Source organism: Microbacterium sp. NPDC089695, assembly GCF_044749085.1.
GTDB lineage: Bacteria > Actinomycetota > Actinomycetes > Actinomycetales > Microbacteriaceae > Microbacterium.
Map to the genome: position 1 here is coordinate 2282352 of NZ_JBIVHG010000001.1, position 13276 is coordinate 2295627.

Sequence of the window (13276 nt, forward strand, 5' to 3'; positions counted from 1 at the left end):
CGCCGTTGTCATGGTTGAAATGCCATAACCGCTTGCACGACTCTCGATGAGTGCCTCTCGCCGTCACCGCCATCCTGCCCGTCGTCCTCCTGCTCGTGATCGGATGGGCGCTCCGTCATCGGGCGCCGCTCGATCCCTCGTTCTGGCGAGGCCTGGAGTGGATGAGCTACCGGGTCTTCACTCCCGCGCTCTTCGTGACGTCCATCGGTCGCGCTGACCTCGGGATCGTGCCGATCGTGCCGCTCGTGGTCGCGCTGACCGCGCCGGTGCTGGTCGTCCTCGGCATCCTCTTCGGCGCAGCGGCTCTGCTGCGCATCACCGGAGCTCGACTGACGTCTCTCGTGCAGGGGTCGGTGCGCGTGAACACCTATCTCGGCCTGATGTTCGCGACAGCGCTGCACGGCGAAGAGGGCATCGCCACCTATGCGATCGCGAGCGCCGTCATGGTGCCACTCGTCAACGTGGTCTGCGTCTCGGCGCTCGCACGCTGGGGCGACGGCGTCGATGATCGCAGGCCGCACTTCGGACGTGAGCTCGCGTCGAACCCGCTGATCCAGGGGTGCCTGATCGGGATCCTCGTGAACGTCACGCGCATACCTCTCGAGGGTCCGATCGCGACGGTGCTCGATCTGCTCGCTGCACCGGCCCTCGTGACCGGGACGCTCATCGCCGGGGCGGCGCTCACGTTCGCGCTCCGACGGCAGGACCTCCTCGACATCGGCATCGCGGTGCTGCTCAAGCTCATCGTGCTGCCCGCGCTCGCGGTGACGGCGGCCGTGCTGCTGGGGATCGACGGCGTGGTGCTCGCCGCGGTCGTGCTCATCGCCGCCGTACCCACTGCGCCGTCCGCCTATGTGCTGGCGCGGCGCATGGGCGGCGACCACCGACTGATGGCGTCGATCACCGGAGTGCAGACCGTGATGGCGCTCCTGACCGTGCCGCTCGCGCTGGCCGTGCTGGACGTGGTCACGACGCGGTGAGGGCGGTTCCGTCGACGGCCGAGCCGCCCGTGCTCGGCCACCCGTCGGGCCCCGCCGACCCGGCGGGGTACTCCTGCATCGGGACGGCCCCCGCGGCCCAGGCATCGCGGATCGGCTGCAGGATGCGCCAGCAGTCCTCGGCCTCGTCCGCGCGCACCGAGAGGGTGACGTCGCCGTCGAGCAGCTCGTCCAGCACCTCTTCGTACGACCGCTGCTGGCCCCGACCCATCTCCGCGACGAGTTCCTCGTCACGGAGGTCGAAAGGCTCGTCGCCGCTCGTCACGTGCAGGTCGAGCGTCATCCGGTCGGGACCGAGCGCGAAGGTCAGTCGCCCGCCGTCCCGCGGCGCCGGCGAGAGGCCCGCGGGCAGGTGTCGCACAGGGCGGAACGTCACGACGACCTCGGAACGCTTCGCGGGCAGTGCCTTTCCGGAGCGCAGGACGAACGGCACGCCGGCCCAGCGTTCGTTCGCCACCTCGAACACGACCTCCGCGAGCGTCTCCGTCGCACGCGCCGCATCCACGCCTTCTTCGTCGACGTACGACGGGATGCTCCTTCCGTCGACCGTGCCCGCGGTGTAGCGAGCGCGATACGACGCGGTCTCCGGCGAATCCCTCCACACGTGAGTCGCCCGCAGGGCCGCGGCTTTCGCATCGCGCAGGTCGCGTTCGCCGAGGGTCGCCGGCGGCTCCATGGCCATGAGGCCCAGAACCTGCAGCAGATGGCTCTGGATCATGTCGATCATCGCCCCGGCGCGGTCGTAATAGCCCGCACGATCCTCCAGGGCGAGCGACTCGTCGAAACGGATCAGCACGGATTCGATGTGCTCGGCCGACCACACCGGGTCCCACATGCGGTTCGCCAGACGCAGGCCGAGCAGATTGAGGAGCATGGAGCGCCCCAGGAAGTGATCGACCCGGAAGATCCTGTCCTCCGGAACGAGGGTGGTCAGGGCTGCATTGAGGGAGCGCGCGCTCGCCGCATCGTCGCCGAAGGGCTTCTCCATCGCGAGCACGAGATCGTCGGGCAGGTGTGCTCCGTGGAGGGCGTCGACGGCCTTCCGGGTGATCGCAGGCGGGAGCGCGAAATACAGAACGGTGCCGGGTCCGACCGTCGCGAGCAGCGCGCCGAGGGCGGAGGGGTCGGTCACATCGACGGCCGTGTAGTCGCCGATCGTCGCCCGACCTGCGGCGGCCGTGCCGACGGCATCCGTCACGGTCGTCCGCCAGCGCGCGTCGTCCCAGTCCTCGACGCCCGCGCCGCGCACGGTCACCGTACGGTCCGGAGTGCGGGCGAGCAGTGTGCCCAGGGAGGGGAGGAGGAGGCGCGAGGTGAGGTCGCCCGTGGCTCCGAGGATGAGCAGGGTCCGTGACGAGCTGGTCATGCCGTCGAGGGTATGCATTCGCCGAGTACCGGCGCCACCCCGTGGTCGGGCACGCGAAGTCATGGCACACTGCGGATCGTGACTGCTCGGATCGAGGACTACGCCCTGCTCAGCGACTGCCGCACCGCGGCTCTCGTCTCGACGGAGGGGAGCATCGACTGGTTGTGCCTGCCGCGCCTCGACTCCGCTTCGGTCTTCGCGGCGCTCCTCGGCGACGAGCATCACGGACGGTGGCAGCTGCGCCCCGTCGACGCGGATGCCGTGAGCACGCGTCGCTACGACGGCGACACCTTCGTGCTCGTCACCCGGTGGCGGAGCGGCGACGCGATCGCCGAGGTGCACGAGGTCATGCCCGTCGTCGACGACCCGGAGGCGTCCGTGCTGCGCACCGACATCGTGCGCCGCATCGTCGGCATCCGGGGTGAGATGAGGTTCGTGCAGCACCTCACTCTGCGTTTCGACTATGCGAGGGCGATGCCCTGGGTGCGTCAGACCGGTACAGAGGACGATCCCTGTCTCGTGGCGATGGCCGGACCGGATGCCGTCGCGATCCGCGGAGCACGGCTGGAGCCGAACGATCATGAGCACGCCGGCGACGTCGTGATCCGCGAGGGGGAGGTGCGCGATCTCCAGCTCACCTGGTTCCCCTCGCATCGTGACCTCCCCGCGCGGCTCGACGCCGACGCGGTCTTCGCGGACACCGCGCAGTGGTGGCAGGAGTGGGCCGATCGGATCACGCATGAGGGCCCGCATCACGCCGAGGTCGTGCGGTCGCTGCTGATCCTCCGCGCCCTGTCGAACCGCGAGACAGGCGGCATCGCGGCAGCGGCGACCATGGGCCTTCCCGAGGACGTCGGAGGAGAGCGCAACTGGGACTACCGGTACGTGTGGCTGCGGGATGCGGCGCTCACGCTCGAGGCTCTCGTCGACCACGGCTTCCTGCACCTCGCAGACGCCTGGCGCACCTGGTTGTTGCGCGCTGTGGCCGGTGACCCGGCGGATCTGCAGATCATGTACGGACCGGCGGGCGAGCGCGACATCACCGAGCGCGCGCTGACCCACCTCCCGGGGTTCGAGGATTCGCGTCCGGTGCGTCTCGGCAACGGGGCGGCGACGCAGTACCAGGCCGACGTGGTCGGCGAGGTGGTGGTCACTCTCGCGGCGGCGCGAGCGGCGGGCGTGCACGAGTCGACGTTCTCGTGGGCGCTGCAGAAGCAACTGCTGCGATTCGCGGCCGACCAGATCGACCGGCCCGATCAGGGTCTCTGGGAGATCCGCGGCGAACCGCGCTACTTCACGCACTCGCGCGTCATGATGTGGGCGGCGTTCGACCGCGGAGTGCGTGCGGTGGAGGACGACGGACTCGACGGCCCGGTCGACACCTGGCGCGGGTTGCGCGACCGCCTGCGCGCCGAGATCGACGAACGAGGGGTCAGAGACGGATGCTTCGTGCAGCACGCCGACACCGACGAGGTCGACGCGTCGCTGCTGCTCCTCCCGCAGGTGGGCTACTGCCGCCCCGACGACCCGCGCATGCTCGCCACGGTCGAGCGCATCGAGCAGACGCTGATGCGCGACGGATTCGTGTACCGGTACCGGACGGCGACCGGCGTCGACGGGCTGCCGGGGCCGGAGGGGGCGTTCCTCGCCTGCTCGTTCTGGCTCGTGGAGCAGTACGCGTGCACGGGGCGGATCCACGAGGCGGAGCAGCTCATGGGCCGGCTGTGCGCCCTCGCGAACGACGTCGGGATGCTGTCGGAGGAGTACGACCCGGCGGCGGGGCGACAGCTCGGCAACACCCCGCAGGCGTTCTCGCACCTCGCGCTGGTCCGCGCGGCCGATGCCCTGGCGCGCAAGATGCACCGGCCGCGCGGCTGAGGAGCCGTTGCTCGTCGGCGTCGTCACCGCCCGTCGCGGCCTCCTCGTGCCTATGCTCGTGGATGGCGCAGGCGGCGCATCCCCATCAGAGAACGAGGACACGGCATGACGCAGCACGCGAGCGACGACCCGAACCGCCAGCGCGGCGGCGTGTTCCGCCGACGGACGCCTTTCGCGTCGACCCCCGGCACCGGGACGACCCGCCGCACCCGCTACGTCGACGACGGTCACCTCGTCCGCGCTCCGCGCGACACCTCGGTCGACGACGCACAGGCCTTCACAGACGAGGACGACCGCCGCACAGCCCTCCTGCTCTACCCGTCGCCCACGCCCGAAGACGTCGCGGAGCTCGCGAACACCTGGCACCTGCATCCGCTGCTCGTCGAAGACCTCCTGCACGCCGGGCAACGACCCAAGCTCGAGCGCTACGACGACACGCTGTTCCTGGTCGTGCGCTCCGCCTGGTACGTCGACGCGACGGAGGACGTCGACTTCGCCGAGTTCCACATCCTCGTGCGCCCTCGGGCCGTGGCCGTGTTCTGTCAGGACGGACGCTGGATCGACGGTCTCGACGCCGATGACGCGTCCGGGGCCGCCGACCGCGGCGAACAGACCCTCCTCGACGACGAGCAGCTACTGCACCACGGACCGGAGGCCATCGTCTACCGCCTGCTCGACGCCATCGTCGACGGCTACACGCCGGTGCTCCGCGGCCTCGACATCGATCGGGAGCAGATCGAGCGCCAGGTGTTCGGCGGCGACGCGGCCGTCACCGAGCGCATCTACCGGCTGAGCCAGGAGGTCATCGACCTGCAGCAGGCGACCTCCGGCTTGACCGAGGTGCTCGCGTCCCTGCGCGACGGGTTCCGCCGCTACGACATCCCTGCACCGCTGCAGTCGTACCTCCAGGACGTCGCCGATCACCTCAGTCGCGCCGAGGTGCGGGTCGGCGACCTGCGGGAGTCGCTGTCGCAGATCCTCACGGTCAACGGCACGCTCGTGGCCCAACGGCAGAACGAGGACATGAAGAAGATCTCCGGCTGGGCGGCGATCCTGTTCGCCCCCACGCTCATCGGTGCGATCTACGGCATGAACTTCGACAACATGCCCGAACTCCACTGGGCGTTCGGATACCCGCTCGCCGTCGGCGGGATGGTGGCCTTCGCACTCGTCCTGTACATCGTCTTCAAGCGTCAGAAATGGATGTAGTCGCGGGGCGCCCTGGGGTCACGATGATGTGCGTCTGATCTCTGCGCTACGTTGAGCGAATGACAAGCGACACCGTGCAGCCGGGTTGGCATCCAGACCCCTCCGGACAGTTCGAACAGAGGTACTGGGACGGAGCGACGTGGACGGAGCACGTATTCGCCGGCGGGATACAGTCCGTGGCTCCGATCGCTTCAGTCGCTCCGGTCGCTCGCAGTCGCGCAGAGGCCCGCGCACTCGCAGGCCAGACCGCCGCTGAGCCGCGCCCCGCGCAGATTGCGGGGGTGGATCCCGTCGCTTCCGAACCTGCGCCGTCGAACGTCGGCGCCCGGAACGCACTGGTCCTCGAGAACATCCCGCTCGTCGGTGCACGCAAGCACGCCGAGAAGCTCCGCTCGGAGGTCGCGCGACTCCAAGGACTCATCGATCAGTACGGTCTCCAAGACGTGGCCGCCCTCGATGATCTGAAGCGTCACCTGAACCAGGAGATCGACGGCGTTCGCGGACGAGTCGCAGCCGCCGCGGCGGAGCTCGCATCGCGCCAAGCGGACATCGCTTCGACGGAGGCGTCTCTTCTCGACCTGCGCGGCGCCGTCGAGATTCAGGAGCTCGGTCTCTACGACTACGAGCATCCTGCTGAGGACTCGGTCGCTCTGGCAACGCAGCTCGAAGCGCTGCGTGCAGACATCAAGACGGCAGTCCGCACCGGTCGTGCGACGCAGGCATCGAGCAACTTCACGTTCAACAACAGCACGGCCAAGGGTGCGAAGTTCGTCCGCGACATGTCGAAGCTCATGCTCCGCTCCTACAACGCGGAGGCCGAGAACTGCGTCAAGGCTGTCCGGGCCGGTAACCTCGCCACTGCTCAGAAGCGCCTCACGACCGCCATGGAGCAGATCGCCCGTCTGGGCACCATGATCGACCTGAGCATCACGTCGTACTTCCACCAGCTCCGACTGCGGGAACTCGAACTCGCCAACCGACACCTTCGTGCCGTCCAAGAAGAGAAGGAAGCGGACCGCGCCCATCGTGAGGAACTTCGGGAGCAGCGCAAGGCGGAGAAAGAACTCGCCGCCGAGAAGGCGCGACTCGAGAAAGAGCGAGGGCACTATGCCAACACCATCGCGGCCCTCGAAGCCAACGGCGACCACGAAGGCGCAGAGCGGATGCGGGCGCGCCTCGCCGATGTCGATCACGCCATCGAGAACGTCGACTACCGTGCGGCGAACATTCGCGCCGGGTATGTGTATGTCATCAGCAACGTCGGATCTTTCGGACCAGATGTGGTGAAGATCGGGCTCACCCGCCGGCTCGAGCCCATGGACCGCGTGAACGAGCTCGGTGACGCATCAGTGCCGTTCCGTTTCGACGTCCACGCGCTGTTCTTCGCCGACGACGCGGTCAGCATCGAGGCGATGCTGCATCAGCACTTCGCGGACCGTCGCATCAACCGGATCAATCTGCGTCGTGAGTACTTCCGCACGACGCCGACCGAGGTGCGTGAGGTGTTGAAGGCGCACTCCGTCGAGCTGCTCGACTTCAAGCTCGAGCCCGCGGCGGAGGAGTACATGGCTACTCGTGCCCTCCAGGGCGACCAGGTCCCGGCGTGACCGACCGGCGCCAGCGGTAACGCGAAGAGGGACCGTCCAGATGGACGGTCCCTCTTCGTATGTCTGTGTGCCCCCGACAGGAGTCGAACCTGCGACCTACGGTACCGGAAACCGGCGCTCTATCCACTGAGCTACGGAGGCGTACCGAACGACGATATCACTGGTCGGGGTCGGTCTCCGACCCGGCCTCGGTGACGGGCGCGTCGCCCAACTGCGTGAGCGCGTCGGCGAGCTTCTCGGCCAGGTAGCGGTGGCCGTCGGTGGAGGGATGCACGGTCGCGGCGTCGATCACCGACAGGTAGTTCTGATCGGTGATCCAGTCCTGACCGATGGGGGAGATGTACCACCAGCCGCGGGCGGCGGCGAGCTCCGACAGGTCGGCGTCGATGCGCGCGGTCGCGTCCCCGACCGGAAGCTCGTGCGGGGCCGGCCCGAGGATGACGATCGTCGCGTCGGGGTACGTCGCGGCCATGGCGTCCCACGCGGCGTTCACCGCATCCCGATATCCGGCGACGCCCTGCGCGCGGTCGTTGATCGACCCCTGGATGATCACGAGGTCGGGGGAGAGCGCGGGGTCGAGCGCCGCGATGCGTTCGCCGAAGGTCGGCCCGTCGATGCCCGGCTTGAGGTAGCCGCTGCCGCGCACGCCGTTCACGATCGTCTCGCCGTCGATGAGATCCGCGAGCACATAGGCGTAGCCGTCGGTGGGCACGGTCGCCGAGGATCCGTACGTCCACGAGTCGCCGAACACGAGCACCGTCGGATGCTCGGGGAGGGCGAGAGGCGCCGGTGCGATCGCGACCGCGTCGTCACCCGCGGAGGCGGCGCCGATCGGCTCGGTCGCCGGCGTCCCGATCCACGGTCGCCACACCCCGAGAACGACCGCCGAGAGCGCGAGGATCACGGCGATCACGACGCCTGCGACGGGCAGGCGACGGCGGGCGGCGGCGGGAATCATGGCATGACTGTAGATCACGTTCGGCCCTACGCAAATTCGGCGCCGCGACGCGCCGTAAACTGGGCAGTCTATGAATCCTGAAACGCTCGCCCACGCCCTGCTCGCCGTGCTCGCACCGATCGCCGAGGAACGACGTCCGGGCGAGCCTCTCGCGCTCGCCGCATCGGACATCGTCTTCGAGCGTCCGCGCAACCGCGAGCACGGGGACTGGGCGTCGAACATCGCGATGCGTCTCGCGAAGCAGCTGGGCACGAACCCGCGTGAGCTCGCGCAGCAGATCGCCGACGGCCTCGCCCAGGTCGACGGCGTCGAGACCGCCGAGGTCGCGGGGCCGGGATTCATCAACATCCGCCTGGATGCCGCGGCCGCCGGCGCGCTCGCGAAGGTCATCGTCGATGCCGGCGCCGCCTACGGCACCAATGACTCGCAGGCGGGGCAGAGCATCAACATCGAGTTCGTGAGCGCGAACCCGACCGGCCCGCTGCACATCGGACACACGAGGTGGGCGGCGCTCGGCGACGCGATCGCGCGCGTGCTCATCGCGTCGGGGGCGAACGTCGCCCGCGAGTACTACATCAACGACGCCGGCGTGCAGATGGAGCGCTTCGCGCACTCCGTCCTCGCCGCGGCGAAGGGGGAGCCGACGCCCGAGGGAGGGTACGCGGGCAGCTACATCGGCGATCTCGCGGCACGCGTGCTCGCCGCGCGCCCCGATCTGCTCGACCTTCCCGCCGAGGAGCAGGTGCTCGTGACGCGCGAGCTCGCGTACGAGTACCAGCTCGACGAGCAGAAGGAGTCGCTCGCGAAGTTCAACGTCGAGTTCGACGTCTGGTACTCCGAGCGCCGTCTGCACGCGAAGAACGCCGACGGCGTGAGCCTCGTCGACCAGGCCGTCGACCGTCTCCGCGAGCAGGGCCACGTCTTCGACGACGAGGGAGCGGTGTGGGTGCGCACCACCGATTTCGGCGACGACAAAGACAGGGTCATCCGCCGTTCCAACGGCGAGTACACGTACTTCGCCGCGGATGCCGCGTATTACCTCGACAAGGGCGACCGCGGGTTCGAGTACAAGCTGTATCTGCTCGGCGCCGACCACCACGGCTACGTGCACCGACTCAAGGCGATCGCCGGGGCCGCGGGCGAGGACCCGGAGAAGAACGTCGAGGTGCTGATCGGCCAGCTCGTGTCGGTCGGCGGTGCGCGTCTGAGCAAGCGCGCGGGCAACATCATCGAGATGGATGATCTGCGCGAATGGCTCGGAACGGATGCTCTCCGCTACTCGCTCGAGCGCTCGCCCGCCGACTCGCCGCTCGCGCTCGACCCCGAGCTGCTGAAGAAGCGCACGAACGACAACCCCGTCTTCTACGTGCAGTACGCCCACGCGCGCACGCACAACGTGGGTCGTAACGCCGCCGACTCGGGTGTCGACCGCTCCGAGTTCGCGCCCGAGACGCTCACTCACGAGACCGAGGCGGCGCTGCTGGGCGCACTGCAGGAGTTCCCGCGCATCGTGGCGTTCGCGGCAGAGGTGCGCGAGCCGCACCGGGTCGCCCGCTACCTCGAGGAGCTCGCGGGGCTGTATCACCGCTGGTACGACAACTGCCGAGTGATCCCTCAGGGAGACGACCCGATCGAGAGCGTGCACCGCACCCGCCTGTGGCTCAACGATGCGGCCGGACAGGTCTTCCGCAACGGGCTGAACCTGCTGGGGGTCTCCGCCCCCGAGCGCATGTAGCCGTCTCCGGCGGACTGCACCGATACGGCAGAATGCCAGAATGAGCGACGACAACCCCACGCTGCCCTACCCCTCGGCCGACACCGAGCATCCGACGCTCGTGATCCCGGGCGAGGACGACGGTGCGGGCGCGACCGCACCTCGCACGCGCCGGCGTCGCTGGCCGTGGGTGCTGCTCATCGTGGTGGTCGTGCTGGCGCTGCTCGTCGTCGCCGCGGAACTCGTCGTGCGCTCGGTCCTCCCCGGGGTGGTGCGGTCGATCGTCGTGGAGCAGCTCGATCTGCCCGCCGACCAGCAGCTCGACGTCGAGGCCGACGGCATCCTGCTCCCGCAGCTGATCGGCGGACGCCTCGACAGCCTGCACCTGTCGACCGACTCCGTGACGCTGGAGGGGGTGACCGGCGCGGTCGACGTGACGGCGACGGGAGTGCCGCTGCGCGGCGGCGACCTCGACGGCGCGTCCGGGACCATCCGGATCGACGAGTCGCAGTTCACCACGCTCCTGGCGCGCACCGACCTCCCCGTCGACACGGTCACGCTCGATGCCCCGAACGCCACGGTGGCGGGGTCGGTCCCGGTGCTCGGCATCCCGATCCCGATCACCCTGACCGTCACACCGGGCGTCGCCGAGGGCGACCTCGAACTGACACCCGTGTCGCTGACGGTCGGCGGACTCGAGATCGACGCCGACCAGGTGGGATCGTCGCTCGGTTCGCTCGGCGCCCAGATCACCGAGACGCAGCGCGTGTGCATCGCCGATCAACTCCCGGCCGGACTCACCATCACGGGTCTGGAGATCGAGGGGAGCGAGGCCGTGATCGACGTCGACGTCGACGGGGCGATCGCGACCGACCCCGCACTGCTCGAGAAGGGCGTGTGCCCCGCGCCCTGACCGGTGGGGTCAGGCGTCCTCGCCAGGGGTCGTGAGCCCTGCGGCCTTCTGCGCCGTGCGCAGCGCCGCGGTCGCGAGAGCGACCTCTGCTTCGGCGCGCTGCACGCGCCGCTGCTCGAACGTCGTCGCACCGAAACGGGCGTGCACGCGATCCCCGCGTTCCTCCTCGGACGTCACGATGTACGAGCAGGCGATCAGGATCACCTGGGTCGACAGCTGAAGCCAGATCAGGAGTGCGAGCAGCGAGGCGAACGACGCCAGAAGCGGATTGCTGGTGGCCCCGCCGACGAAGAGGCTCGAGAGCGCCTGCAGGACGAGAAGCCCGACGCCGCCGATCACCGCGCCGCTCCAGAGCGAGCGCGCCGACGCGTGCACGCCCGACAGCAGCCGGAAGATCGCTGCGACCAGCGCCGTGTCGAGCGCGAGGACGACGAGAAGCGAGACGATGCGGATTCCCCATGCGGCGCCGGGGGAGTCCTCGGGCAGCCCCAGCAGACCGCTCAGCCAGGTGATGCCGATGCGTCCCACGAAGGTGACACCCGCCGCCGCGACGAACGCCGCGCCCACCCCGACCGCGAGCAAGAGGTTGCGCAGCATGACCCAGATGAACAGGATGTCGTCCTGAGCCGTACCCGAGATCACGCGCACCGCCGTCCGCAGCGAGCCGATCGCGGCCAGCGCCGAACCCGCGAGAGCGACGGCGCCGACGATGCCGGCGATCGAGAGCGAGAGCGGAGCGCGCAGCTCGTCGGGATCGACGACGCCTCCCTCGCCGATCAGTCCGGGGACCACGGACTGCACGGCGTCGATGATGGCGCGCCAGGCGTCGGGGTTCCCTGCGAGCCACAGCGCGGCGATCGAGAACCCGAGCAGTACGCCCGCGAACACGCTGAACAGCGCGCGATACGTGACGCTGTCGGCGAGCATCGCGCCCCGACGCTCGGAGTAGAGCAGGAACGCACGCACCGCGCGACGCTGCAGCGCCCAGCGGATCGCGGCGGCGCTCACCCTCGGGATGAGGCCTGGCCGGGGGGTCTCTGCCGGAGAACTCTCGCTGCTCGTCACGCCCCCACCCTACGAGTCGCGAGATCGCCATCGCAGGGGGTTGACGCGGGGTGTCACCATGACGGAAGCGGCATGGACGGTGCCCTAGAATCGGGTCAACTCGCTGTGCCCGATCCGGCCCGAGACCCGTCCACGATTGGTGATCCTTGCATTCCCCTGCCGACTCGCTCGCCCCGGACTGGCTCGTCGTGCCCGACGACGCGAACGACCTGCCGACAGCCGTGTGGCCCGCATCCGCAGCACGCGACGACGACGGAACGCTCACCCTCGCCGGCATCCCCGCGACCGCGCTCGCCCAGACCTACGGCACGCCGCTCCTCGTGCTCGACGAAGACGAGGTGCGCTCCCGTGCCAGGTCGTTCCGCATCGCGTTCGACGAGGCCGCAGCCGAGAACGGCACCACCGCTCAGGTCTACTACGCGGGCAAGGCATTCCTGAGCACCGCCGTCGCGCGCTGGGTCGTCGACGAGGGTCTCCGCGTCGACGTGTGCACAGGCGGGGAGCTCGAGGTCGCACTCGCGGCCGGCGTCGCTCCGGCATCCCTCGGCTTCCACGGCAACAACAAGTCGGTCGCAGAGCTCGAGCGCGCGGTCGAGGTCGGCGTCGGCACGATCATCGTCGACAGCGCGATCGAGATCGAACGCCTCGCGGCGATCACGGCGCGGACGGATGCCGTGCAGCGCGTGCTCGTACGCGTCATCAGCGGTGTCCACGCCGAGACGCACGACTTCCTCGCGACGGCGCACGAGGACCAGAAGTTCGGTTTCCCGCTGCCGGACGCCGCGATCGCGGTCGCCCGCATCCGCGAGATCCCCGGGCTGGAGTTCGCCGGGCTGCACTGCCACATCGGTTCTCAGATCTTCGGCGTCGCCGGATTCCGCGAATCCGCCGAGCGCGTGCTCGAACTGCACGCCGCCCTCCTCGCCGGCGGCCCGGTGCCACAGCTCAACCTCGGCGGCGGGTTCGGCATCGCCTACACGAGCGTCGACGATCCCACTCCGATCGAGACGCTGGCCGGCGAGATCGTGGCCGCGGTGGCGGCCGGCTGCGCGGCTCGCGGCATCGCCGTCCCCGCGCTGTCGTTCGAACCCGGTCGCGCGATCGTCGGCACCGCCGGCGTCACGCTGTACGAGGTCGGCACCACGAAGGACGTCGAGCTCGAGTCCGGCGCGGTGCGTCGCTATCTCAGCGTCGACGGCGGAATGAGCGACAACGCCCGCCCGGCGCTCTACGGCGCCCAGTTCTCGGCCCGGCTCGCGTCACGGCTCGGCGTCGGCGCCCCGCAGCTCAGCCGCGTGGTCGGCAAGCACTGCGAATCCGGCGACATCGTCGTCGACCACGAGTACCTCCCCGGCGACGTCGTGCCGGGAGATCTGCTCGCGGTGCCGTCGACCGGTGCCTACTGCGCCTCGTTGGCGAGCAACTACAACCACGTGGCCCGTCCGCCGATCGTCGCGGTCCGTGACGGCCGGTCGACCGTGATCGTCCGCGGCGAGACCCTCGCCGACGTCCTGTCCCGCGACGCGGGAATCCTCGTCGGTGACGAGGCGCGAGCCTGACCGGCCCGC

General features: G+C 69.5%; 10 protein-coding genes and 1 tRNA gene. 7 read left to right on the top strand and 4 right to left on the bottom strand.

Translation table 11 applies throughout. The features are described from left to right. Positions 1-50 precede the first annotated feature (50 nt). Complete coding sequence (locus ACIPYT_RS10955) at positions 51-980, top strand: AEC family transporter (protein WP_401073648.1); 930 nt, start codon at positions 51-53, stop codon at positions 978-980. Here ACIPYT_RS10955 and ACIPYT_RS10960 read toward each other — a convergent pair. Beyond that, positions 967-2364, bottom strand: a complete 1398-nt coding sequence (locus tag ACIPYT_RS10960; RefSeq protein WP_401073650.1) for a glucose-6-phosphate dehydrogenase — start codon at positions 2362-2364, stop codon at positions 967-969. The genes ACIPYT_RS10955 and ACIPYT_RS10960 overlap by 14 nt on opposite strands. Positions 2365-2442: 78 nt before the next feature. On the opposite strand from ACIPYT_RS10960, the gene ACIPYT_RS10965 reads away from it, so the two are divergent. The 3 genes from ACIPYT_RS10965 (at position 2443) to ACIPYT_RS10975 (ending at position 7058) form a co-directional block, all read left to right on the top strand. Continuing rightward, entirely contained in the window at positions 2443-4242 is a 1800-nt protein-coding gene (locus ACIPYT_RS10965; protein WP_401073653.1) for a glycoside hydrolase family 15 protein, read from the top strand. A 105-nt stretch (positions 4243-4347) separates the two neighbouring features. Continuing rightward, positions 4348-5451 (top strand): magnesium and cobalt transport protein CorA, encoded by a 1104-nt coding sequence (locus ACIPYT_RS10970; protein WP_401073656.1) that lies wholly within the window; start codon positions 4348-4350, stop codon positions 5449-5451. Positions 5452-5510: 59 nt separating this feature from the next. Further along, positions 5511-7058, top strand: a complete 1548-nt coding sequence (locus ACIPYT_RS10975; RefSeq protein ID WP_401073659.1) for a DUF4041 domain-containing protein — start codon at positions 5511-5513, stop codon at positions 7056-7058. 68 nt (positions 7059-7126) lie between these two features. Here the strand turns inward: ACIPYT_RS10975 and ACIPYT_RS10980 are convergent. Next, positions 7127-7199: transfer RNA gene (locus ACIPYT_RS10980), tRNA-Arg, on the bottom strand. A gap of 16 nt (positions 7200-7215) precedes the next feature. Beyond that, positions 7216-8016, bottom strand: a complete 801-nt coding sequence (locus tag ACIPYT_RS10985) for an SGNH/GDSL hydrolase family protein (RefSeq protein WP_401073662.1) — start codon at positions 8014-8016, stop codon at positions 7216-7218. A gap of 70 nt (positions 8017-8086) precedes the next feature. On the opposite strand from ACIPYT_RS10985, the gene argS reads away from it, so the two are divergent. Both argS and ACIPYT_RS10995 read left to right on the top strand, forming a co-directional pair. Next, positions 8087-9751, top strand: a complete 1665-nt coding sequence (argS, locus tag ACIPYT_RS10990; protein ID WP_401073665.1) for an arginine--tRNA ligase — start codon at positions 8087-8089, stop codon at positions 9749-9751. A gap of 40 nt (positions 9752-9791) precedes the next feature. Then, complete coding sequence (locus ACIPYT_RS10995; RefSeq protein WP_401073668.1) at positions 9792-10643, top strand: DUF2993 domain-containing protein; 852 nt, start codon at positions 9792-9794, stop codon at positions 10641-10643. 9 nt (positions 10644-10652) lie between these two features. Here ACIPYT_RS10995 and ACIPYT_RS11000 read toward each other — a convergent pair whose 3' ends face one another. Beyond that, positions 10653-11708 carry a YihY/virulence factor BrkB family protein gene (locus ACIPYT_RS11000; protein WP_401073671.1) on the bottom strand — a complete coding sequence of 352 codons (1056 nt, stop codon included), beginning with the start codon at positions 11706-11708 and terminating at the stop codon, positions 10653-10655. A 146-nt stretch (positions 11709-11854) separates the two neighbouring features. Here ACIPYT_RS11000 and lysA point away from each other — a divergent pair, with 146 nt between their 5' ends. Then, complete coding sequence (gene lysA / locus ACIPYT_RS11005) at positions 11855-13267, top strand: diaminopimelate decarboxylase (RefSeq protein WP_401073674.1); 1413 nt, start codon at positions 11855-11857, stop codon at positions 13265-13267. The last annotated feature ends 9 nt before the right edge of the window (positions 13268-13276 follow it).